This window comes from Streptomyces sp. NPDC001714, assembly GCF_042892755.1.
In the GTDB taxonomy this organism is placed as follows: domain Bacteria; phylum Actinomycetota; class Actinomycetes; order Streptomycetales; family Streptomycetaceae; genus Streptomyces.
Genome location: NZ_JBIAUL010000004.1, coordinates 560,698 through 582,115, shown reverse-complemented (window position 1 = coordinate 582,115; position 21,418 = coordinate 560,698). Strand labels below are relative to the sequence as shown.

At 70.7% G+C, this 21,418-nt stretch carries 21 protein-coding genes and 2 tRNA genes; 17 read left to right on the top strand and 6 right to left on the bottom strand.

From position 1 onward, the window contains the following. Positions 1–150 precede the first annotated feature (150 nt). Entirely contained in the window at positions 151–1,365 is a 1,215-nt protein-coding gene (locus ACFY0P_RS14250; protein ID WP_388911419.1) for a glycosyltransferase family 2 protein, read from the top strand. A gap of 46 nt (positions 1,366–1,411) precedes the next feature. On the opposite strand, the gene ACFY0P_RS14245 is transcribed toward ACFY0P_RS14250, so the two are convergent. Further along, complete coding sequence (locus ACFY0P_RS14245) at positions 1,412–2,812, bottom strand: polysaccharide pyruvyl transferase family protein (RefSeq protein ID WP_388911416.1); 1,401 nt, start codon at positions 2,810–2,812, stop codon at positions 1,412–1,414. Between the two features lie 247 nt (positions 2,813–3,059). On the opposite strand from ACFY0P_RS14245, the gene proB reads away from it, so the two are divergent. From proB to ACFY0P_RS14220, 5 genes are all read left to right on the top strand, one after another. Then, positions 3,060–4,187: a glutamate 5-kinase gene (gene proB, locus ACFY0P_RS14240; protein ID WP_388911414.1), complete on the top strand. Its 1,128-nt coding sequence runs from the start codon at positions 3,060–3,062 to the stop codon at positions 4,185–4,187. A 123-nt stretch (positions 4,188–4,310) separates the two neighbouring features. Next, positions 4,311–4,739 carry a hypothetical protein gene (locus tag ACFY0P_RS14235; RefSeq protein ID WP_046733220.1) on the top strand — a complete coding sequence of 143 codons (429 nt, stop codon included), beginning with the start codon at positions 4,311–4,313 and terminating at the stop codon, positions 4,737–4,739. Between the two features lie 97 nt (positions 4,740–4,836). Continuing rightward, positions 4,837–6,123: a glutamate-5-semialdehyde dehydrogenase gene (locus ACFY0P_RS14230; protein WP_388911411.1), complete on the top strand. Its 1,287-nt coding sequence runs from the start codon at positions 4,837–4,839 to the stop codon at positions 6,121–6,123. Between the two features lie 151 nt (positions 6,124–6,274). Next, positions 6,275–6,853: a hypothetical protein gene (locus ACFY0P_RS14225; protein ID WP_388911408.1), complete on the top strand. Its 579-nt coding sequence runs from the start codon at positions 6,275–6,277 to the stop codon at positions 6,851–6,853. Between the two features lie 100 nt (positions 6,854–6,953). Beyond that, entirely contained in the window at positions 6,954–8,024 is a 1,071-nt protein-coding gene (locus tag ACFY0P_RS14220; protein ID WP_388911405.1) for a hypothetical protein, read from the top strand. Positions 8,025–8,058: 34 nt separating this feature from the next. On the opposite strand, the gene ACFY0P_RS14215 is transcribed toward ACFY0P_RS14220, so the two are convergent. Further along, positions 8,059–9,159: a M48 family metallopeptidase gene (locus tag ACFY0P_RS14215; protein WP_388911489.1), complete on the bottom strand. Its 1,101-nt coding sequence runs from the start codon at positions 9,157–9,159 to the stop codon at positions 8,059–8,061. Positions 9,160–9,257: 98 nt separating this feature from the next. Between ACFY0P_RS14215 and ACFY0P_RS14210 the strand changes: the two genes are divergently transcribed. The 7 genes from ACFY0P_RS14210 (at position 9,258) to ACFY0P_RS14180 (ending at position 13,560) form a co-directional block, all read left to right on the top strand. After that, positions 9,258–9,419, top strand: a complete 162-nt coding sequence (locus ACFY0P_RS14210; RefSeq protein WP_217549548.1) for a hypothetical protein — start codon at positions 9,258–9,260, stop codon at positions 9,417–9,419. Between the two features lie 110 nt (positions 9,420–9,529). Then, a complete protein-coding gene (locus ACFY0P_RS14205) occupies positions 9,530–9,697 on the top strand; it encodes a hypothetical protein (protein WP_177232770.1) in 168 nt (55 codons plus the stop codon). Positions 9,698–9,766: 69 nt separating this feature from the next. Then, positions 9,767–10,450: a nicotinate-nucleotide adenylyltransferase gene (gene nadD, locus ACFY0P_RS14200; protein ID WP_388911402.1), complete on the top strand. Its 684-nt coding sequence runs from the start codon at positions 9,767–9,769 to the stop codon at positions 10,448–10,450. Positions 10,451–10,466: 16 nt separating this feature from the next. Further along, positions 10,467–12,161, top strand: a complete 1,695-nt coding sequence (locus ACFY0P_RS14195) for an LCP family protein (RefSeq protein ID WP_388911399.1) — start codon at positions 10,467–10,469, stop codon at positions 12,159–12,161. A gap of 103 nt (positions 12,162–12,264) precedes the next feature. Next, positions 12,265–12,708 carry a ribosome silencing factor gene (rsfS, locus tag ACFY0P_RS14190; RefSeq protein WP_388911397.1) on the top strand — a complete coding sequence of 148 codons (444 nt, stop codon included), beginning with the start codon at positions 12,265–12,267 and terminating at the stop codon, positions 12,706–12,708. Beyond that, entirely contained in the window at positions 12,708–13,376 is a 669-nt protein-coding gene (locus ACFY0P_RS14185) for a histidine phosphatase family protein (protein ID WP_388911394.1), read from the top strand. Before rsfS ends, ACFY0P_RS14185 begins: the two co-directional genes overlap by 1 nt. 111 nt (positions 13,377–13,487) lie before the next feature. Beyond that, positions 13,488–13,560, top strand: a tRNA-Ala gene (locus ACFY0P_RS14180). Positions 13,561–13,621: 61 nt separating this feature from the next. Here the strand turns inward: ACFY0P_RS14180 and ACFY0P_RS14175 are convergent. Further along, positions 13,622–14,533, bottom strand: a complete 912-nt coding sequence (locus tag ACFY0P_RS14175) for a helix-turn-helix transcriptional regulator (RefSeq protein ID WP_388911486.1) — start codon at positions 14,531–14,533, stop codon at positions 13,622–13,624. Positions 14,534–14,656: 123 nt separating this feature from the next. Between ACFY0P_RS14175 and ACFY0P_RS14170 the strand changes: the two genes are divergently transcribed. The 3 genes from ACFY0P_RS14170 to ACFY0P_RS14160 all read left to right on the top strand — a co-directional run bounded on the left by ACFY0P_RS14170 (position 14,657) and on the right by ACFY0P_RS14160 (position 16,605). Continuing rightward, positions 14,657–16,126 carry an MFS transporter gene (locus ACFY0P_RS14170; protein ID WP_388911391.1) on the top strand — a complete coding sequence of 490 codons (1,470 nt, stop codon included), beginning with the start codon at positions 14,657–14,659 and terminating at the stop codon, positions 16,124–16,126. A gap of 68 nt (positions 16,127–16,194) precedes the next feature. After that, positions 16,195–16,368: a hypothetical protein gene (locus tag ACFY0P_RS14165; protein WP_107483215.1), complete on the top strand. Its 174-nt coding sequence runs from the start codon at positions 16,195–16,197 to the stop codon at positions 16,366–16,368. Positions 16,369–16,371: 3 nt separating this feature from the next. Then, positions 16,372–16,605, top strand: a complete 234-nt coding sequence (locus ACFY0P_RS14160) for a hypothetical protein (protein WP_006136074.1) — start codon at positions 16,372–16,374, stop codon at positions 16,603–16,605. Here ACFY0P_RS14160 and ACFY0P_RS14155 read toward each other — a convergent pair. Next, positions 16,584–17,795, bottom strand: coding sequence for a glycosyltransferase 87 family protein (locus tag ACFY0P_RS14155; RefSeq protein ID WP_388911388.1), 1,212 nt, complete (start codon positions 17,793–17,795; stop codon positions 16,584–16,586). The genes ACFY0P_RS14160 and ACFY0P_RS14155 overlap by 22 nt on opposite strands. A 113-nt stretch (positions 17,796–17,908) precedes the next feature. Between ACFY0P_RS14155 and ACFY0P_RS14150 the strand changes: the two genes are divergently transcribed. Further along, positions 17,909–17,981 (top strand) — tRNA-Ala (locus tag ACFY0P_RS14150). 171 nt (positions 17,982–18,152) lie between these two features. On the opposite strand, the gene ACFY0P_RS14145 is transcribed toward ACFY0P_RS14150, so the two are convergent. Together ACFY0P_RS14145 and ACFY0P_RS14140 are read right to left on the bottom strand one after the other, a co-directional pair. Next, positions 18,153–19,766, bottom strand: a complete 1,614-nt coding sequence (locus tag ACFY0P_RS14145; RefSeq protein ID WP_181801638.1) for an NADH-quinone oxidoreductase subunit NuoF family protein — start codon at positions 19,764–19,766, stop codon at positions 18,153–18,155. Beyond that, entirely contained in the window at positions 19,763–21,031 is a 1,269-nt protein-coding gene (locus ACFY0P_RS14140) for a cytochrome b/b6 domain-containing protein (protein WP_388911386.1), read from the bottom strand. Before ACFY0P_RS14140 ends, ACFY0P_RS14145 begins: the two co-directional genes overlap by 4 nt. Positions 21,032–21,418: the final 387 nt, after the last annotated feature.

Here is a 21,418-nt window from a genome sequence, read left to right as displayed (position 1 = left end):
CCCGCTGGAACAGTTCCCACAACTCGTCCGGCACCATGCGCTCAACCATCACCACACAGTGCAGACTACCCAGCACGCCAAATGAGACGGCGTCTAAGACGTTGCGTACGGGGTGACGCAGGGGGAACGCATCATTGACTAGGGGGAAACGTGACGGTCGTTGCGCAGCCTGATGTGACCGTGATCATCGGGGCGTACGAAGCGATGCCGTACCTGGTCGAGTGCCTGGCCTCCGTCGAGCGCCAGACCCTCGACCCGGCCCGCATGGAGGTCATCGCCGTCGACGACGGATCGACCGACGGTACGGGGGAGTACCTCGAGGAGTTCGCGGCCCGCGCCGCCATGCCGGTGACCGTGATCCGCCAGGAGAACTCCGGCGGCCCCAGCGGCCCGCGCAACGTCGGCCTCGCCAAGGCCGCCGGCCGCTACGTGTTCTTCCTGGACGCCGACGACCGGCTCGGGGACGAGGCCCTGGAGCGCATGGTCGCCATGGCCGACAAGAACGGCACCGACGTCGTCCTCGGCAAGGTCGAGGGGATCAACCGCAAACCCCCACAGTCGATGTGGGGAAAGACGCTGGGCCGTACCGACGTCTTCTCCTCCAACATCAAGTTCACGCTCAGCGCCCAGAAACTCTTCCGTCGCGCGCTGCTGGAACGGCACGGCATGCGGTTCGACGAGTCCCTGTGGACCGGCGAGGACGCGCTGTTCACCATGGAGGCCTACCTGCGCGCCGACGGCGTCTCCGTCGTCGCCGACTACCCCTGCTACTACCTCGTCGGCCGTGAGGACGGCAAGCACGTCACCAAGAGCGGCAGTTACACCCTCCGCTTCGACTCCGCGCGCGCCCTGATGAACCTGATCGCCGAGATGGTCCCGGCAGGACCGCGACGCGACAGCCTCATGGTCCGGCCGTTCAAGGTGACGCTGCTCCCGCAGTTCGGCCCCCGGTTCCTCAAGGACAGCGAGGAGGTGCGGCAGCACAAACTGGAACTCGCCGAGCCGCTGATGGACGCCCACTGGAACCCCGAGGTGGCCCGCCGCCTCAAGGTCCACGAGCGGCTCCAGCTGCACCTGGTCGCCGTCCGCCGCACCGAGCTCCTCCCGGACGTCGTCGAGTTCGTACGGGCGAAGAAGCAGCCCACCCCGGTCCTGGAGAAGCGCGGCACCTGCGTCTACCTCGGCTACCCGCACTTCCGTTCCAAGGCGGCCGGCGTCCCCGACTGGATCTACCTCGCCGAACCCCGCGAGGCCCGCGCCGTCAACGGCTACCGCGAGGAGGCCGCCAACACCATCCTGCGGCGTGCGCTGCGCAAGCTGCGGCGGTCACTGCCCACCCGGGACGTGAAGGCCGCGGCCGCCTGACCCTGCCCTCGGGCGGCTGTCCGCCCGACCCTGGCCCCCTGGGCGACTACCCGCCCGACCCCAGGGCCCGCCGGATCGGCCTGCCCACGGCACGCCGCGCCCGCCGGTAGACCGAGGCCGGCTGCTGCGCGGCGGTCGCCTTGGCGGCGCGCGCCCCGGCACGTGCCAGTTCCCTCTCCAGCCGGGCGTTGTCCAGCGACAGTTCGTCGATGCGGCTGTGCAGCCAGCCGAACCGCGAGGTGAGCGAGGCCACGTCCGCGTCGTTCCAGGGGCGGATCCCCGCCGGGAACTCCAGTGTCCGCATCCGCTCCTCGAAGGCGGCCCCGCCGTCGCCGTGCGTGAAGGTGTTCTCCAGCCCGTTCTTGTCGAGGAACCCGGTGAACCGCTCGAAGCGCTCCCGGTGACCGCCGACCAGTCCGCCGAAGTCGGCCTCCGCGTACAGCTTCGCCGGGTCCGCCGACTCGGGATCCTTCGCCGCTCGGTCCAGCCGCCGGTGCGGAATCTCGAAGTAACGGCACAGTTCCAGTGTTCGCGAGTCACCGCACAGCACGGTGGCCGGCGTACCGGCCAGCAGCGCCGCGATGTTGCCGTGGATGCGCGAGCCGAAGGAGAAGTCGAAGGAGCGCAGGTCGTCGATCCAGGTGACCGGGTCGATGTAGACCCGCACCTTGTCCTCGCGGTACATCGGATGGTCCGGGTGGGTCGGCATCCCGGCCCCCGCGGCGTTGGGATCCGACAGGTCACGCCAGTGCAACTGCCGTGCGTCGCTGAGGTTCTGGCCGACGAAACGCAGGTTCGGATAGCGCTCGTGGGTGCGCGTGATGATCCGGTCCAGGCCCTGTGCGCGTACGGCACTGTGCGAGCCGTTGATCGCGATCCGCGACTGAGGCGTCAACTCCAGTGCCTTCTTGTGCACCGAAAGCCGCTCGCCGTACATGAACAGGGACGGACAGCCGATGACCTCGACGTCCTTGAACCCCATGCTCCGCAGGTACTGCTCGGTGAACTCGCCCCGCACGCCGATCGACGCGCTGCGCTCGAGCACCGCCGCGCAGAACTCCCGCACCGTCGGCTCCATCCGCTTGAGCCGATCCGGGTTGTAGCTCACTCCGGTCTGCGCACCGACGCCGAGCACGACCACCGGGATGCTCAGTTTCGAGATCAGCCGGGTCATCCGCTTCAACGCGCTCTCGAAGGACGGCCGGAAGGCGTTGGCGAGCGGGACGACGAAGGCGTCGTACTCCTCGTTGATGCGGGCGGCGGCGGAGACGTCGGAGGGCATGCCGTTCGAGACGACCTCGGTCCCCGGCGTCTCGAGGATCTTGTGGGCGGCGTCGCTGAAGATCAGGTTGCCCGAATTGGTGGCGATGACGTCCCGGTGCAGGGCCTCCTCGACGGTGACGACGTCGTAGGGACTCTTTCCCGACCTGAGGAGGATGCGCTTCACGCGGCGATCTTTAGATGACACAGACTTCAAATTAACTTTGAGTTCGTTTCGATTTCTATAGACAGTCAACACAACCTTTTTGCCGTGCGCGGCACGTGAGTGAGTCGTCACGGACCGTTCGGCTCATCCGCGGTGCGCCACCCGGTCCGTCCCTGGTCCGTCGCCTGTCCGGGGGCTGGACGGTCGGGTCTGGCGCCGGTCCACTTCGCGTAGATTGCTGCCACGCGCAAGGAAGTGGGGACAGGACGTGGCAAGGGCTAGGCAGGCCGTCGGCGAGGCCCGCAGGATCGTCGTCAAGGTGGGCTCCTCCTCGCTGACCACCGCCTCCGGCGGTCTGGACGCGGACCGGGTGGACGCGCTCGTCGACGTCCTCGCCAAGAGCCGCAGCGGCGGGGAGAAGGAGATCGTCCTGGTCTCCTCCGGCGCCATCGCCGCCGGACTCGCCCCGCTCGGCCTTCGCCGCCGCCCCCGGGACCTGGCCCGCCAGCAGGCCGCCGCCAGCGTCGGCCAGGGCCTGCTCGTCGCCCGCTACACCGCCTCCTTCGCCCGCTACGCCGTCCGCGTCGGGCAGGTCCTGCTCACCTCCGACGACATGAGCCGCCGCGCCCACCACCGCAACGCCTCCCGCACCCTCGACAAGCTGCTCGCGATGGGCGCGCTGCCGGTCGTCAACGAGAACGACACCGTCGCCACCGACGAGATCCGCTTCGGCGACAACGACCGCCTCGCCGCCCTCGTCGCCCACCTCGTCCACGCCGACCTGCTGGTCCTCCTCTCCGACGTCGACGGCGTCTACGACGGCGACCCCGGCAGGCCCGGCACCTCGCGGATAGCGGAGGTGAAGGGGCCCGAGGACCTCGCGGGCGTCGAGATCGGCAGCGCCGGGAAGGCGGGCGTCGGCACCGGCGGGATGGTCACCAAGGTCGAGGCCGCCCGGATCGCCGCCGCGGCGGGCATCCCGGTGGTCCTCACGAGCGCCGTGCACGCCGCCGACGCGCTCTCGGGCGGCGACACCGGCACCTACTTCCACCCCACCGGCAAACGGTCCGCAGACCGCCTCCTGTGGCTCCAGCACGCATCCACCCCGCAGGGCTCGCTGACCCTCGACGACGGCGCCGTCCGCGCGGTCGTCGACGGCCGCAAGTCGCTGCTGCCGGCCGGGATCGCCGCGGTGGAGGGCGAGTTCGCCGCCGGCGACCCGGTCGAACTGCGCGACACCGAAGGCCGTGCGGTGGCCCGCGGACTCGTCAGTTTCGACGCCAAGGAGATCCCGCAGCTGATCGGGCGTTCGACCAGGGAGCTGGCACGCGAGCTGGGCGCGGCGTACGAACGCGAGGTCGTACACAGGGACGACCTGGTGATCCTGCACCGGTAAAACGGGACGTAACGACGGACCCCGGTGGGGGACGTTCCGTAAAACCGCCACACGAACCCTTGCGGCCTGCTCAACTTTGTCTCAGGTCCACGTTCCGCACGAGCACAGCTGAAGGAGGCCGTCGTGAGACGAGTGCGCCCTGGGGCTGCGGCCTCCCGCGGTGCTCTGACGAGCGTCGCGGCCGGGGACACCTACGAGGAGCCGAAGGACCTGCCCCGCCTGTGGCACGTCACCCTCAGCGTCTGCGGTGCCGAGGTCCCCCTGCCGGAACTGCGCCGCGGACTCGAACAGCTGGCCCACGACCACCCCTTCCTCCTCACCAGCCGCTACGCCTGCGACCACGCCGAGATCCGCTACTGGGAAGAGGCCCGCGACCTCCACGACGCCGCCGCGGTCGCCCTGCGCCTGTGGGGCGAGCACCGGCAGACCGCCGGTCTGCCGGCCTGGGAGATCGTCGGTCTCGAGGTCATCGACCGCGCCACCTACCACCAGCGGATCGCCGAGGGCTACGGTCCGCCGCCCGCGACGCCGGTCGGCATCCACCCGTTCTGACCCCGTAGGTCCCCGGCGGGTATTGCCCCTGTTTGATCCCGTCTCGCGCTGTGGGATGACGCGTGGACGGCCCGCCGGGGCGCACTACCCTTCCCTCATGACCACGCTCTCGCCGTACGACGCCATGTCCCCGGTCACCCAGGCCGCCTACCGCGCCAAGGCCGCCGCCGCCGACCTCGCGCCGCTGCCGCGGGCCGTGAAGGACGACGCGCTGCTCGCCGTCGCGGACGCCCTGGAAGTCCGTACGAGCGAGATCGTCGAAGCCAACGCCAAGGACATCGCCAAGGCGCGCGAGAACGGCACCAGCGAGGCGATCGTCGACCGCCTGACCCTCACCCCGGAGCGGGTCCGGGCCATCGCCTCCGACGTCCGCGACGTGGCCAAGCTGCCCGACCCGGTCGGCGAGGTCGTCCGCGGATCCACCCTCCCGAACGGCATCGACCTGCGCCAGGTCCGTGTCCCGCTCGGCGTCGTCGGCATCATCTACGAGGCCCGCCCCAACGTCACCGTCGACGCCGCCGCCCTCTGCCTGAAGTCCGGCAACGCCGTCCTGCTGCGCGGTTCCGCCTCCGCCCACGCGTCCAACACCGCCCTCGTCCGCGTGCTGCGCGACGCCGTCGGCGGCGCCGGGCTGCCCGCCGACGCCGTCCAGCTGGTGCCCGGCGAGGGCCGCGAGTCCGTCCACGAGCTGATGCGCGCCCGCGGCCTCGTCGACGTCCTCATCCCGCGCGGCGGCGCCTCCCTCATCCAGACCGTCGTCATGGAGTCCAAGGTCCCCGTCATCGAGACCGGCACCGGCAACTGCCACGTCTACGTCGACGCCCACGCCGACATCGACATGGCCATCGACATCCTGGTCAACTCCAAGGCGCAGCGGGTCAGCGTCTGCAACGCCGCCGAGACCCTCCTCGTCCACCAGGACATCGCCCCCGAGTTCCTGCCGCGCGCCCTGGACGCCCTCGCCGAGGCCGGCGTCACCGTGCACGCCGACGAACGAGTCCTGGCCTACGCCAAGGGCTCCAAGGCGACCGTCGTCGAGGCCGTGCCGGAGGACTGGGAGACCGAGTACCTGTCGTACGACATCGCCGCCGCCGTCGTCGACTCCCTCGACAAGGCCGTCGAGCACATCCGGCTGTGGACCTCCGGGCACACCGAGGCCATCGTCACCACCTCGCAGCAGGCCGCCCGCCGCTTCACCCAGCTGGTCGACTCCACCACCGTCGCCGTGAACGCCTCCACCCGTTTCACCGACGGCGGCCAGTTCGGCTTCGGTGCCGAGATCGGCATCTCCACCCAGAAGCTGCACGCCCGCGGCCCGATGGGCCTGCCGGAGCTGACCAGCACCAAGTACATCGTCACAGGCGACGGCCACATCCGCCGCTGACCCCCGTACGGCCCAACCCGCGCTCTTCGTACGGCGTGCTGGCGCGCGGCAGGGCGTGCGCGACCCCGGGCCGGCGTGAGAGGCGTCTCACCGGGCCCATGAATTTCCATACCGTCTGCCCAAATTGACCCCCCAGGTCTACTCTGGATCCGTGCCGGAGGACGTGGGGGGCACGCCGTTCCCTGACGGCTGGGAGCCCGACGACGACCATGACCACGGAATGTCGGACGAAGAGTTCGACTCCGTGGTCTTCGACGAGGCCTTCGTGAAGGCGGCCGTGGTCCACGAGCCGACCGCCGTCGAACGCCTCCTTGCCGCCGCCCAGGCCAGAGCCGAGGCCTCCGAGGCCGAGGCCCGCCGCGCCCACGCCAGGGGCGAGCGCTACGACGACCGCTACAGCCCGGACGGCACCGACCTCGCCGGCGAGCTCGACGACCTGGACGACACCGACGTACTCGAGGACCGGTACGGCGCCGCCGGGACGTACGGCAAGCACATCCGCTGGCACCGTCCCGTCGCCTGGGTGCTCGCCCTCGTCATGGGCATCGGCATGGTCGCGCTCGCCTTCGCGGCGGTCTACCGCAGCGCCTCCTCGGGCAGCAGCCGCGACCAGGTGCCCAGGCCCCCCTCCACCGGCCAGGAACAGGGCACCGCGGCGGCGCCCTCCGTGTCCGCCGACTACTCGCAGTCCGCCAAGCCGGCGGCCTCCGCGATCCCGCACACCCCCTGAGCGGCCGCGGCCGCCCTGGTGGCAGTCCTGGTGAGAACCTGTCAGAACTTGTCGCGTAGCAGGGCGTTTACCTGAGGCTCCCGAGACCTACTCTGAAAGTATGGGCGGGCCAGGAGACCCACCTGAGGGGACACCCGAGGGCGGCCCCGTGGGTGGAGAGGACGAGTACCGATCCGTCGTCTTCGACGAATCGTTTGTCCGCGCTGCCCGCCTCCAGGAGTCCTCCGCGCGCGAACGCATGACCGACCACGCGCCCGCCGTACGCCGTCGCCCGCCCCTGCGCCGGGGCCTCACCCGGCAGGCCCTGATCCTCGTCGTGCTGATACTCGTGGCCTTCGGCACCGCGATCTACATGGGCGTCCGCCACCCCTACGGCACCGACGAGGCCCAGCAGCCCGTCGAGGCCCTGCGGATGACCGTCATCCCGCTCTCCCCGCAGGGCAAGGTGCCCGGCGCAGCCGACGCCGAGACGCTGTTCGCGCACAGCCCGGCCAAGCTGTACGAGGTCGGCGCCGAGGGAATACCGCTGCCGGCCGCCCGGAGCACCGCGCACTTCTCCGACAGCCAGGTCGTCACCGCCCTGACCACGGCCAAGGACTACCTCGTCCGCTCCTCGCTCTACCCCGAGGTCCTCGACAGCAGCGAGGTGCGGCCCGCGCGGGCGCTGCTCGACCCCGGTCAGCTCGACCAGTTCGACCAGAGCGTCGACCACCCCGCGGCGGACGGCCGGCACGCCCCCACCGGATGGCTGGTCCGCTTCGACCCCACCAGCGCCGAACTCGCCGACCCGAAGATCCGCGTCCAGGGCAACCTGACGGCCGCCGAGACCGACCCGGCCACCCTGGAGGTCACCGCCGACCACACCTTCGTCTACGCGCTGCGGCCCACCGGCGCCCCGGCCGGCGCCCAGGTGTCCCTGTTCACCGTGCGCCGTGAGCTGACCTTCCGCTTCGACCGCGACGACCTGCGCCTGCACCAGGCCCAGCTGGTCGTCTCCTACGTCCAGGCGGGCCCCCTGTCCTGCGCCGAGGACGCCGCCGACCATCTGCACCCCCTGCTGGCGGGCCAGACGGCCAAGGCGGGCGGCCCCGCGGGCACGAACCCGTACGCCACGGACAGCGCCACCGCCCTGTGCGGGACGCTGGCCACCGCGGCCGAACCGAAGGTCTGAGCGGCCGAACCCGCGATGCGGCGCAGCCGGCCCGCTACGCCTCGTCGCCCTCCGGGGGAGTGTCCCTGGGCGGTGCGTCCTTCGGCGGGGGCGCGCTCGTGAACCCGTCGAAGCCGCGCTTCACCCGGCCGCCCAGGCCCCCGGCCCCGCCCGCGATGTCCGTGACCAGCTTCATCAGCGGGTCCTTGGAGGCCTTCACGTCACTGGCGTAGCTGGCCGCCGACTCCTTGAACGAGTCGCTGACCGAGGTGTCCTTGTCCTCGGTGCGCCGCGGGTAGTGACCGTCCATGATCCGCTGGTAGTCGCGGGACTCGCCCCACTTCTTCAGCTCGGCCGCGCGGACCGTGGTGAAGGGGTGCGAGCGCGGCAGCACGTTCAGGATCTTCAGGACCGAGTCGCGCAGGTCGCCGCCCGCCTCGTACTCCTCGGCCTGCTGCAGGAACGCGTCCACGTTCATCTCGTGCAGGTGGTTGCCGCCCGCTATCTTCATCAGCCCGCGCATCGAGGCCCGCAGGTCCTGGCCCACCAGCAGCCCGGCCCGGTCGGCGGACAGCTCCGACTTGCGGAACCACTCCCGCAGGGCCGTCACGATCGCCAGGATCGCCAGGTTGCCCAGCGGGATCCAGGCGACCTTGAGCGCGAGGCTGGTCAGGAACAGCAGGATCGTCCGGTACACCGAGTGCCCGGACAGCGCGTGTCCCACCTCGTGGCCGACGACCGCCCGCATCTCCTCCTCGTCGAGGAGTTCCACCAGACCCGTGGTCACCACGATGATCGGCTCGTCCAGGCCGATGCACATGGCGTTCGGCTGCGGATCCTGCGTCACGTACATCGGCGGGACCTTCTCCAGGTCCAGGATGTAACAGGCGTCCCGCAGCATGTCGTTCAGGTGTGCGAACTGCTGGTCGGACACCCGGACCGAGTCGGAGAGGAACAGCAGCCTGAGACTCCGCTCCGGAAGCAGCCCGCTGAGCGCCTTGAAGACCGTGTCGAAGCCGCTGAGCTTGCGCAGGGCCACCAGCGCCGACCGGTCCGCCGGATGCTCGTACGCACGCGAGGAGATCCCCGGGAACCGCCTGCGCTGCCTGCTCGGCACGCGCTCGTGCCCGTTCTGCTCGTGGCCGTCGTCGGACATGTCATCCCCCATGTGCGTGAGTGTCTGCCGTGCCCCCGGGGCAGGGCCCAGCCTAGGCGGCGATACCGTGGACGGGCAGTACAGCCGAAGGAGTCCTCATGGAGCACCACCCCCCGGCCGCCTGGCTCACCCAGGCCGCGAGCGCCGCCCAGCACCAGGGCTCGGGCGATCTGCTCCGGGTCGTCATCGTCGTCATGTTCGTCGGCTGCGCACTGACCGCCTGGTTCCTGCTGCGCGGGTACAAACAGAAGGACGACTGAGCCGCCGGGAACGTTCCCCAACGGAGGAGTCGGCGTGATCGCCGCCGGGGCGCCCGCATACGATGAGCCGACATCTTTATCCCGTCCACACGCGATAGGTCCTGCCGCAGATGATGAATCTCCACAGCGCCGCTGCCCAGTTGGTCACCCTCGCCGCCGAGGGCGAGGAGCACGGCGGCAACCACAACAGCCTCAACCCGGCCGTCACCGGCGGCAGCGCCCTCGTCATCCTGCTGCTCCTGCTGTGGATCACCACCCGCTTCAACCGCGACCGCTGAGCCGGACGCCGAGCCCGGCTCCGGTCCTCCGGGCAGGGCCCACGGACCGGGCCGGTAGGGTCTGCACGCATGGGAGAGCAGGACATGCCTACCGGTCCGGCAGATGACGAGGCCGACGACATGGCGACACGGCCGCGGTACACGCCGGCGGGCCCCGCGCACACCGGCAAGCGCCGCCTCGGTGTCATGGGCGGAACGTTCGACCCGATCCACCACGGGCACCTCGTGGCGGCCAGCGAGGTCGCGGCCCAGTTCCACCTCGACGAGGTGGTCTTCGTGCCCACCGGACAGCCGTGGCAGAAGACCTCCCGCGCCGTCTCACCGGCCGAGGACCGCTATCTGATGACGGTCATCGCGACCGCGGAGAACCCGCAGTTCTCCGTCAGCCGTATCGACATCGACCGCGGCGGCCCCACCTACACCGTCGACACCCTGCGGGACCTGCGGGCCCTCAACCCCGACACCGACCTGTTCTTCATCACCGGCGCCGACGCGCTCGGCCAGATCCTCACCTGGCGGGACTCGGAGGAACTCTTCTCCCTGGCCCACTTCATCGGATGCACCCGGCCGGGCCACCATCTGACCGACCGCGGTCTCCCCGAGGGCGGCGTCTCGCTGGTGGAGGTTCCCGCGCTCGCCATCTCCTCCACAGACTGCCGTGCGAGAGTCGCCAAGGGCGACCCCATCTGGTACATGGTGCCGGACGGAGTCGTGCGCTACATCGACAAGCGCGAGCTGTACCGCGGCGAGTGAGCCGAGAGGGGCACCGGTGAACGACCGATACGACGCGGGCTACGGAAGCGACGGTTACGAACTCGTCGGCTACGACGAGTACGGCCGGCCGGTGTACCGCCAGATCCCGGCGCAACAGCAGCAGACGTACGACCCGTACGCCGGGCAGGGGCAGGGGCAGGGCTACGGCTACGACCCCTACGCCGGGGGCGGGCAGCAGGCCGCGCCGTCGTACGACACCGGGCAGCAGGCCCCCGTCCACGACACCGGCCGGCAGCCGGTCACGCCCGCGTACGACCCGTACGGCACCGGCGGCCACGCCGCCTACGACCCCTACGGGCAGGCGGCCACGAGCGGCCGGCAGCCCCGGGTCGCCGAGCAGACCGCGCACATCCCGCAGCAGGCCGGGCCGGCCGACCAGTCCGTCGGCCCCCGGCAGGCCGAGGGCGAACGGGACTACCACACCGGGCAGTTCGCGTTCGTCGAGCAGCCGGACGGCGACTCCGAGGACGTCATCGACTGGCTGAACTTCACCGAGAACCGCACCGAGCGCCGTGAGGAGGCCAAGCGCCGCGCCCGCAGCCGGATGATCGCCCTGGTCGTCGTCCTCGCCCTGGTCGCCGTCGGCGGCGTCGGCTACCTCTGGTACGCCGGAAAGATCCCCGGTCTGTCCTCCTCCGCCACCAAGGGCGGCACGACGACCCCGGTGGCCGCCCAGAAACGCGACGTGATCGTCGTCCACCTGCACAACACCGGTGGCGGCGGCACCTCGACCGTGCTGCTCGTCGACAACACCACCACCAAGCAGGGCAGCACCGTCCTGCTGCCCAACTCCCTCGCCCTCACCGACGACGACGGCACCACCACGACCCTCGCCAAGTCCGTCGACGACGACGGCTCCTCCGGCACCCGCGACCAGCTCGACACCGTCCTCGGCACCAACATCGAGGGCACCTGGCGGCTCGACACCCCCTACCTCCAGAACCTCGTCGATCTCGTCGGCAACATCGACATCGACACCAACGCCGACGTCCCCGACCCGGACGCCAAGAAGAAGGGCGAGGAACCCCTGGTCAACCAGGGCAAGGACCAGACCCTCGGGGGCAAGGCCGCCGTCGCCTACGCCACCTACCGCGCCTCGGGCGAGGCCCAGAACGCCCAGCTGGAACGGTTCGGGCAGGTCATGCAGGGTGTGCTGCGCAAGCTGTCCTCCGACGCCTCCGCGGCGACGACCACCGTGCAGACCCTCGCGCAGATCCTCGACCCGTCCCTCACCGACAAGGACCTCGGCACCTTCCTCGCCAAGCTCTCCAACCTCGCCAAGGACGGCGACTACAAGACCGCGCTGCTGCCCGTCCAGAGCGACGGCACGCTCAGCGCCGAGACCAGCTCGAGCGTCGTCAAGGACATCCTCGGCGGCACCGCCAAGAGCCCGTCGGCCGGATCCGCGGTGCGCGTCTCCGTCCAGAACGCCACCGGCGTCAAGGACGACACAGAAAAGGCCCGCGTGGTCCTCGTCAACGGCGGCTACACCTTCCTGGAAGGCGGCACCGCCTCCGGCACCCAGGCCACCTCCAAGGTGCTGTACTCCGACGCCGCCGACAAGGCGAACGCGACCGAGGTCGCCAAGACCCTCGGCCTCGGCACCGGCGCCGTCCAGAAGGGCACGGTCGGCTCGGGCGCCGACGTCTCGGTCGTCCTCGGCCAGGACTACAAGCCGTCCTCCTCCTGAGCGGCGGCCCACCGCACCCCACGTGACCCGGTAATCACGTGGGGTGCGCCCGGCGGTCCGTGAGACCCTTGTGGTCAAACGACCGCCTACGGAAAGCCACGCAGTGACCGCAACCGACCGTTCCCTCGAGCTCATCACCGCCGCCGCCCAGGCGGCCGCCGACAAGCTCGCCCACGACGTCATCGCCTACGACGTCAGCGACGTCCTGTCGATCACGGACGCCTTCCTGCTGGCCTCCGCACCCAACGACCGCCAGGTCAAGTCGATCGTCGACGAGATCGAGGAACGTCTCCAGAAAGAACTCGGCGCCAAGCCGGTGCGGCGCGAGGGCGACCGCGAGTCCCGCTGGATCCTGCTCGACTACGTCGACATCGTCGTCCACGTCCAGCACAGCGAGGAGCGCGTCTTCTACGCCCTGGAACGGCTGTGGAAGGACTGCCCCGAGATCGAGCTGCCCGCCGACGCCAAGGCCACCCGCGGCAAGGCGGCGGAGCACGCCAAGCTCCAGGCCGCCGAGGACGCCGGCGAGCCGGGCGGGGACTGGTGATGAGCGCCACGGGCGAGGTGACCGACCGCAGGGGCCGCGGCCGCCGCATCATCCTGTGGCGGCACGGCCAGACCGCCTGGAACGTGGAGCGCCGCTTCCAGGGCTCCACCGACGTCGAACTCACCGAGACCGGCATCGGCCAGGCCCGCCGTGCGGCCCGCCTGCTCGCCTCCCTCGGCCCGGACACGATCGTCTCCTCCGACCTGCGGCGGGCCGCCGGCACGGCCGCCCAGCTCGCCGCCCTCACCGGCCTCGACGTGATCCGCGACGAGGGACTGCGGGAGACCTACGCGGGCGTGTGGCAGGGCCTCACCCACGAGGAGATCATCGCCCGCCACGGCGACGAGTACGCCGCCTGGAAGCGCGGCGAGCCGGTCCGCCGCGGCGGCGGTGAACTGGAGACCGAGGTCGCCGACCGGGCCGCCCCCGTCGTGCTCCGGCATGCCGAGAAGCTCCCCGAGGACGGCACGCTCGTGGTCGTCAGCCACGGCGGCACCATCCGCACCACCATCGGCCGTCTCCTCGGCCTGGAGTCCCAGCACTGGGAGAGCCTCGGCGGTCTCACCAACTGCTGCTGGTCCGTGCTCGGCGAAGGCGCCCGGGGCTGGCGGCTCCTGGAACACAACGCCGGCACCCTCCCGGAGCCCGTCCTCGGCGACGACGACTGAGGATCCGGCGGCCACCCGGCCTCGCCGGGACCCGGATTTCACTTTCCGGCAGGTCGCAGGCTAAAGTTCTTCTTGTTCGCCCCGCCGAGCGGAAAGACGGGAAGAACGCAAGGGGCTATAGCTCAGTTGGTAGAGCGCCTGCATGGCATGCAGGAGGTCAGGAGTTCAATTCTCCTTAGCTCCACAGATCGACACTCCGCACACTGTCGAGTTGTCAAAGATCGGTGATGGGAATCCCGTCCTCCTCAGAGGGCGGGATTTCTTGTGTTCCACTCCCGGAGGAGCTCGGCGGCCTCCTCCTCCGTCACCGGCCACAGCCGCTGCCTGCGCTCCCGCAGCAACGCCACCCGCTCCCGCGTCCGTTCGCCCTCCGGGGTGTAGACCACGATCCGCGCCTCCGGCATCCCGTCGATCGACAGCGACTGCGACGTCATCCGCAACTCGCCCACCGCCTCATGACGGAACGTCTTCACCCGCGGCCCCGGCTGCGCCACCGCCCCGCTCGCCCACAACCGGGCGAAGTACCCACTGGCCTGGGACAGCGCCCGTATGAAGTCCTCCCAGGCCGGCTCACCCACGTGCCTGCCGTAGGACGAACGCAGGGTCGCCACCATCATCGGGAGTTCACGCTGCAGATGCACCACCGGGCTGGTCTCCTCGGGGACCGTGAACAGCGTCCACAGCACGTTCGGCACGCCGATCCGCACCGTCTCCGGCACCAGGAACAGGTCCCGGTAGGCGGCGTTGGTGGCCAGCACGTCGTAGCGCGAGGTGTACACCACCGCCATCAGCGGGTCCAGCGCGTCGATGATGCCCTGCACCTCCGCCCCGACCGTCCGGGACAGCCCCTCCGGCACCGGGGCGAACGGCACCTCCGCCAGCCGGTACAGATGCTCCCGCTCCGGCGGGTCCAGCATCAGGGTCCGCGCCACCGCGTCCAGCACCTGCGCCGACGCGTTGATCGGCCGGCCCTGCTCCAGCCACGTGTACCAGGTCACGCCCACGCCGGAGAGCTGGGCGACCTCCTCCCGGCGCAGCCCCGGCGTGCGCCGCCGCAGCCCCGGCGGCATCCCGACGTCCGCCGGCTGCACCCGGGCCCGCCTGCTGCGCAGGAACGCGGCCAGCTCCGGCCTGCGGCGGTGTGCTGTCGTCGCCATCGTCACGTCCCCCGTCGTCACGTCTCCATCCTGGGCGCAGCCCCCGCCCCCTGCCAGGTGCTGCCAGTACCAGCATCGGCGGGCTCTCGGCACCCGTACCGGCCCGCCGCCACGCTCGGTCGCATGACGACGACACCCCGGACGGGACCAGGTCCCGCACCCGCCGCGACCCCTGCGAAAAGTGAAGCACCCGGCACTGACAACCGGCCCCGGCTGCTCCTCGCGGTCGTCCTCGCGGCCCTGTTCATGGCAGTGCTGGACGTCTTCATCGTGAACGTCGCGGCCCCCACCATGGGTTCCGAACTCCACGCCTCGGGCGCCGACTTGCAGCTGGTCGTGGCCGGTTACGCCATCACCTACTCGGTGCTGCTGATCACCGGTGCCCGGCTCGGCGACCGGCTCGGCCACGGCCGGGTCCACCTCGCCGGCCTCGCCGTGTTCACCACCGCGTCGCTCGCCTGCGGCCTGGCCCAGGGCGCCACCGAGCTGATCGTGTTCCGGCTGGTGCAGGGCGCCGGATCGGCGGTGATGATCCCGCAGGTCCTCAGCATCATCCAGCGTGCCTTCACCGGCGAGGCCCGCATACGGGCGCTCGGAGCCTACTCCGCGGTCCTCGCGGTCGGCGCCGCCGCCGGTCAGATCATCGGCGGCGTCCTGGTCAGCGCCGACCTGTTCGGCACCGGCTGGCGGCCGGTGTTCCTCGTCAACGTGCCGGTCGGCGCCGTACTCCTCGTCCTCGGCCGGCGTGTCCTGCCGCCCGGCGCCGGATCCGGTCCCGAGCGGGCACGCGGCCTGGACCTGCCAGGCCTGGTCCTGCTGGGGGCCGCGGTGTCGCTGCTGACGGTTCCGCTGGTGCTCGGCCAGGAGGAGGACTGGCCGCTGTGGTCCTGGCTGTCCCTGGCCGCCGCCGTGCTCCTGTTCGCGCTGTTCTCCGGGTACGAGGCGAGGCTGGCCCGGCGCGGCGGCGCCCCGATCGTCGCTCCCCGGGTGCTGCGCCACCCCGGCATGGCCCTGGCCGTCCTGCGCATCCTCGCCGTGATGGCCGTCAACGCCGGATTCCTCTTCACCCTCACCCTGCACGTCCAGAGCGGCCTCGGCTACAGCGCGTTGCGCGCCGGTCTCACCTTCGCGCCGACCGCCGTCGTCTTCGGTGTGGTCGCCCTCACCTGGCGCAGGTGGCCGGCCGCCTGGCAGCGGGCGCTGACACCGGCCGGCTTCGTGCTCACCGCGCTGGGCGTGGCCGGCGTCGGATCGGCCTTCCGCGGGGGCGGCGACGGGGGCGCGCAGCTCTATGTGGCGTACGCCGGCGTGGGCGTGGGGCTCGCGCTCGCGTTCAGCCCCACGCTCACCGGCGCGCTCGCAACCGTGCGCCCCGAGGACGCCGCGGACGCCAGCGGACTCCTCGCGACCGTCACCCAGCTCGGCCAGCTCGTCGGCGTCGCCGCGTTCGGCACACTGTTCTTGAACCGGCTTGAGTCAGTTGGGGGCCCGCAGGCGTATACCTCTGCGGAGGCGCTGTCAGCCTGCGCATGGGCGCTCGCCGCGACGGCGGCCGCGGGTGCCGTGTCCGGACTGGTACTGAGGCGTCGCTGACCGTATTGGTCCGGCCGTGGCAGAATCAAACGGCCGGAAGGGGGCGCGGCCCGACGGGAGGAGTAGCGATGCCTGCGAGCATCCTTGAGGAGGGCGGCCACCTCCTCGGTGCGGCGTTGATACGGGACACGATCACCCGGCTGCTCTGCCCTTCCTGCGGTTCCGTGCATGTCGCCCAAGTACTCGGCGACAACGGCGGGATCTCCTACGTGTGCACGGCCTGCGGCCACAGCTGGAGCTGATCGATGGGTGCACACAGGCGGAAGTGCGACTGGTGCGGGAGTGGTACCCCCATCGTCCGCGACATGGAGCCGATCAACCCCGACTACCAGTACTGGTGCGAGGAATGCGCGCGGGCGCTGATCATAAAAGGCGACCCGATCGAGACCTACCGTGAGCTGGAGGGCGAGCCGATCTACGGCCGGCTCCTCGAAGAGCACTGCACGCTCAAGCGGTTCTACTCGTTCGTCACGGCTTGAGCGGGGCCCGGCCTCGGCAACGATGTCCGGGCGAGCGCGAGGAACAGCACCCCGGTGACCGTGTAGAGCGCCGACAGCGTCAAGGCGACGGCGTTCTGGTGCAGTTCGGGCCGCCCGTGCCCGTGTGGCACCCACCACAGGGCGTACGAGCAGAAGACCAGCAGCGCGCCCGCGGCCACCGTCCGGTGCCCGCGGGTCCACAGCAGCAGCACCACCGGCACGCACCACACCCAGTGGTGCGACCAGGACACCGGGCTGATCAGCAGCGCGGTCACCGCGCACACGGCCACCGCCCAGGCCCGTCGGCCGCGCAACTCCGCCGTCACCGCCACCGCGAGCCCCAGGACGGCCGTCAGGGCGGCTGCGGCGGCCCAGAGGGCTCCCGGGTCGGGAGTGTGCAGCAGACGCGCCAGAACGCCGCGCAGGGCCTGATTCGCGGTCTCCTCGGCCCGCCCCACCCGTCCGGTCCGGAACACCATCCCGGTCCAGAACCGCCACGAGTCGTACGGCAGGACGGCCGCCGCCAGCAGGGTCGCTCCCGTGAAGGCGGCGGCCGCCCCGCGCGCGTGCCGCAGCCACGGGCCGCCGTCCCGTCCCGCGAGGCGTGCGGCCAGGCCGGTGGCGAGCAGGAACACCGCGAACAGGGCGGGGGTCAGCTTGACCGCCGCCGCGAGCCCGACCCCCACCCCCGCCCAGCGGTCCGGACGTTCGGCGGGACGACGTGACAGATCCCACAGCACCAGTACGGCCAGCAGCAGATTGACCTGCCCGTAGCGCACCGTCGTCCACACCGGCTCGCACCACACCGCCGCTGCCGTGACCCACAGGACGTGCTCCACGCGCGCGTGCCCGACGAGCCGCATCGACAGCCCGACGAACACCAGGAGCAGGACCAGGTTCCCGGCCGTCGCCAGGGTGCGCATGCCCGTGACGTCCAGCAGCGTCAGCGGGACGAACAGCAGCGCCGCGAACGGAGGGTAGGTGGACGGCAGATGAGCCGCCGTCGTACGCAGCGCGTAGAGATCGCCGCCCGCGCGGACGGTCGCCCCCTCCGCCCGGTAGACCATCAGGTCGATCATCGACACGTGCGCGGCCCGCTGGGCCACCCAGAACGCCGTGAACGACAGGAGACACGCCCCGAGGGCCACCGGCATCCGGCGCCGGGTCTCGGAGAAGGCGATCACGGTCACGAAGTCCGACACTAGCCTCCGTATCCGTACAGAACGGAAACGATTTGGTGGTGCACCCCCGCGACCGTGTAATGTTGGCGTCGCCGCCGGGGAAACCGGGCGGACCAAAACACGGGGCTATAGCTCAGTTGGTAGAGCGCCTGCATGGCATGCAGGAGGTCAGGAGTTCAATTCTCCTTAGCTCCACAGAAGTCGAAGGCGGATCATCCGAACGGATGGTCCGCCTTTGGCGTTGTTCGGTACCGAAGACATTCGGGAGAGTTGTCCGCAGGAACTTCGCTCCGGGGTTCTTCTCAACCCGGTGGGGCGGGCCACCCGGCCAGGGTGGCCCGCCCCACACGTGCGTGAAAGGTGCGATCAGCGTCCCAGGGCCCGGCGGCCACGGCCCTGCGAGAGGACCGGCAGGTTCTTGGCCGGCGCCTGCGAGCGCGTGTCCTCCTCCAGGCGCAGGGCGAGCGCCGGGCAGCGGCGCACCGCGCGCAGCGCCTTGGCCTCCGCGAACCGGGGCACCTTCGCCTGCGCGACCGTCGGGAACCCGTCCGCGCCCAGCTCGAAGACCTCCGGGAGGATGTCCGCGCACAGGCCGTGGCCCCGGCACAGCGTCCAGTCGACGTAGATCTTCTGGCGGCTGCCGCCGCCGTTGTCCTCGGGCTCTCCGCCGCCGGGGATGCCCGTAGGCATCTTGCCGTCCTCGAAGAGCGGCAGAACGCCCTCCACGGGCCGTCCGCAGCCGTTTCCGAGAACGTGCGCGGCGAGGTCGTCGGTGAACGCCTTGATCGTCGACTCGAGGAACATCGCGGAGCCGTCCGGGTGCGAGCACGCCCCGCGCCGCTTCACGTTCTTCGCGACCTGCTTGAGTGCCTCCAGGGCGGCCGGTCCGCCGCCGTTGAGGATGTCCTCCATGCCGCGCGCGGCCGCCGGCAGACCCAGGTAGCAGGGACCGCACTGTCCCGCGCTCTCCTCCGCCAGCCACTGGGCCACCCGCAGCGACTCGCCCAGCGGGCAGGTCTCCTGCGTGATCGGCAGGATGGCACCGGCGCCCAGCGCACCGCCCACCGCGTCGAGCGAGTTGCGGGAGACGATCGCCTCGTTGACCGTGGCCGCGTCGATCCACTTGCCGTGGTAGCCGCCGGTCAGCACACCCTGCGGCACCGGCGGGGCGCCGGCCAGCTGCAGGACGTAGCGCAGCGGCACCCCCGTGGGGACCTCGATCACCATGGGGCGGGCGACCGCGCCGGAGACCGTCAGCATGACGGTGCCCGGCTCGTCGTACAGACCGGTGTTGCCGTAGCGCTCCGGGCCGATCCGGGCGGCGATCGCCAGCTGCGCGAACGTCTCCGCGTTCGACAGCAGCGTGGGCGCGCCGCCGACGCCGTTCTGCGAGGCACTGGTCTTGCGGCCGGGCGGGATCGCCGGGCCGCCGTCGATCGAGCGGATCAGCGACGCGGCCGCGCCGGTGACCATACGGACCGGGTTGCGCTGGACGAACGCCTTCAGCGCCGATCGCCGGCCGTTGCTCAGACCGCGCTCGGCGAGCGCCTGCTCCATCGAGCGCTGTGTGGACTCCCGGGTGACCCCCACCACGAGCGTGCGGGCACCCAGCGCCTCGGCGCACAGCAGGGCGCCGTCCAGGATCAGATGCGGGGCACGGTTGATCAGCACCGTGTCCTTGCGGCAGGCCGGCTCGTCCTCACTGCCGTTGACGACGACGACCGGCCGTACACCGCGCTTGATCGCGGCTTCGGCGACCGAGCGCAGCTTCTTGTGGAAGGGGAAGCCCGCGCCGCCGCGGCCTTTCAGGTTGATGCGTTCGGAGAGCTGCGCGAGCTGCTCTCCGCCCAGGGGTTCGAGCGGCCCGTGCACCTTGAGGTGCATGGGCAGATCGAGTCTTTCGACAAGGTCGAAGCCCGACGTGAGCTGCGGAAGGCCGACCACGCGGACTTCTGGGACGTCGGGCAGGGCCTCGTTCACCTATAGCCTCCGGAAGGCGTGTTCCAAGGTTCGCCCGAACCCGGGGCGTCGAAGGACGCACCGGGCGGTGGTTCGTTGGCGGGACCACTGTTGTACGTGTCATTCGAGTTGTACGTCCCGTACCGGGCATTCGTCTCACCCGTGTCGTACACATCACGTCCGCCCACGCCGCCGGCGCCCGGATTGCCATAGGCCGGGATGTTGTATCCGGTGTCCTGCATCGGGTCGTACGCCGACCGGGGCGCCTCGCCGACCGGCGGCGGCGACGGGATCGGCCAGCTGCCCGAGGTGCTGGACGGGCCGTCCATGCGCTCCATGCGCGCGGTCTGACCGGCCGCGAACGGCGACTGGGCCTGGCCGGGGGTCGACGTGGCCCGGTAGGCGGCGGCGAAGCCGGAGGCAGGGTCGGGACCGGGTGCGGCGGCCGCACCGGACGGGAACAGCGGGTTGGACTGCGAGGTCGCCGTGTCGGCGCGCGACGGCCTCGGCTCGCGCTCTCGCGTGACCTCGTAGCCCGGCAGCCCGGACTCGCCCACCCGGGCGCGGCTGGCGTCCAGATCGTCCAGCTCCGGCCGCTCCGGACTGCCCAGGACGGAGACGAGACGGTCGGCGAACCTTCGCTTGAACGGGCGCGGGGCGGCGCGCAGCGCCAGCGCCGCCATGACACCGACCAGGCACAGGTCGTACGAGATCATGAAGAACGGCTTCGCCGCGCGGCCCGCGTACAGGCCGTGGATCAGTGCGGCGCACCAGGCCGGGTAGGCCAGCATGTGCATGGCCCGCCAGCGGGCCGCGACGACGGCCGGGGCGGCGAAGTTGCTGCGCAGGGCGCCGGTGACGCCCACGAAGATCATCAGCAGTCCGGCCAGCGAACCGAGCCCGATCAGGCCGGCGCTTCCGGTGACGCCGAGCGAGAACGGGATGATCGCCGCGATCACCACGGTGTGATCCAGCGCGATCTTCGTGACGATGTGCACCAGCAGGAACGCGATCGAGGCGACCGCGGTCGTCCGGTGCACCGCCTGGCCGACGATCCGCTGGCGGGTGTTGAGAAAGATGCGGTCCTGTGCGATCAGACCCCAGATCACCGAGCAGCTCAGCGAGACGAGCGAGAGCACGCCCGCGCCGAAGTTCAGGAACGACTGGAACTGGCTGCCTCCGGTCAGCACGACCACGGGTATGAGCAGCAGAACGACAGCGGACGCCACCCCCCAGGCCGAACGGCCTGGCTTGGGAAGCGTGCTGTTACTACGACGAGGGTTCATGGGGGCAACTCCGAGCAGTTCGGGAAAGCGGTCCCGGTGCCGCAGCCTAAGTGGCGCCATACCGATCAGTACGAGGTTTGAGTTATTGCGTTGTTACCAAAGAGCGGTGCAGCCCTTGTGGTGTCCCTTAGCGGACGTTACGCGAAGTAATTTTTGAACCTGGTTCAACTCTCGTCCCGATGGTCGCCTCAGACACACGTGTCAACCATTGATACGCAAGCGCGTCGCAGCTTGCTCAAGCGCTGCGGTACCCTGACGCCATGCGTGCCGTACGCCTTCTGCTTAGCGGGCCGCGCTGATCAGTCCCGACCGCCGGACGAAACGGCTGGTCGGCATCGGCGCGGCGTCCCCTCCTGTGCGAGGGGATTTTTCGTTTCTAGAACGTTC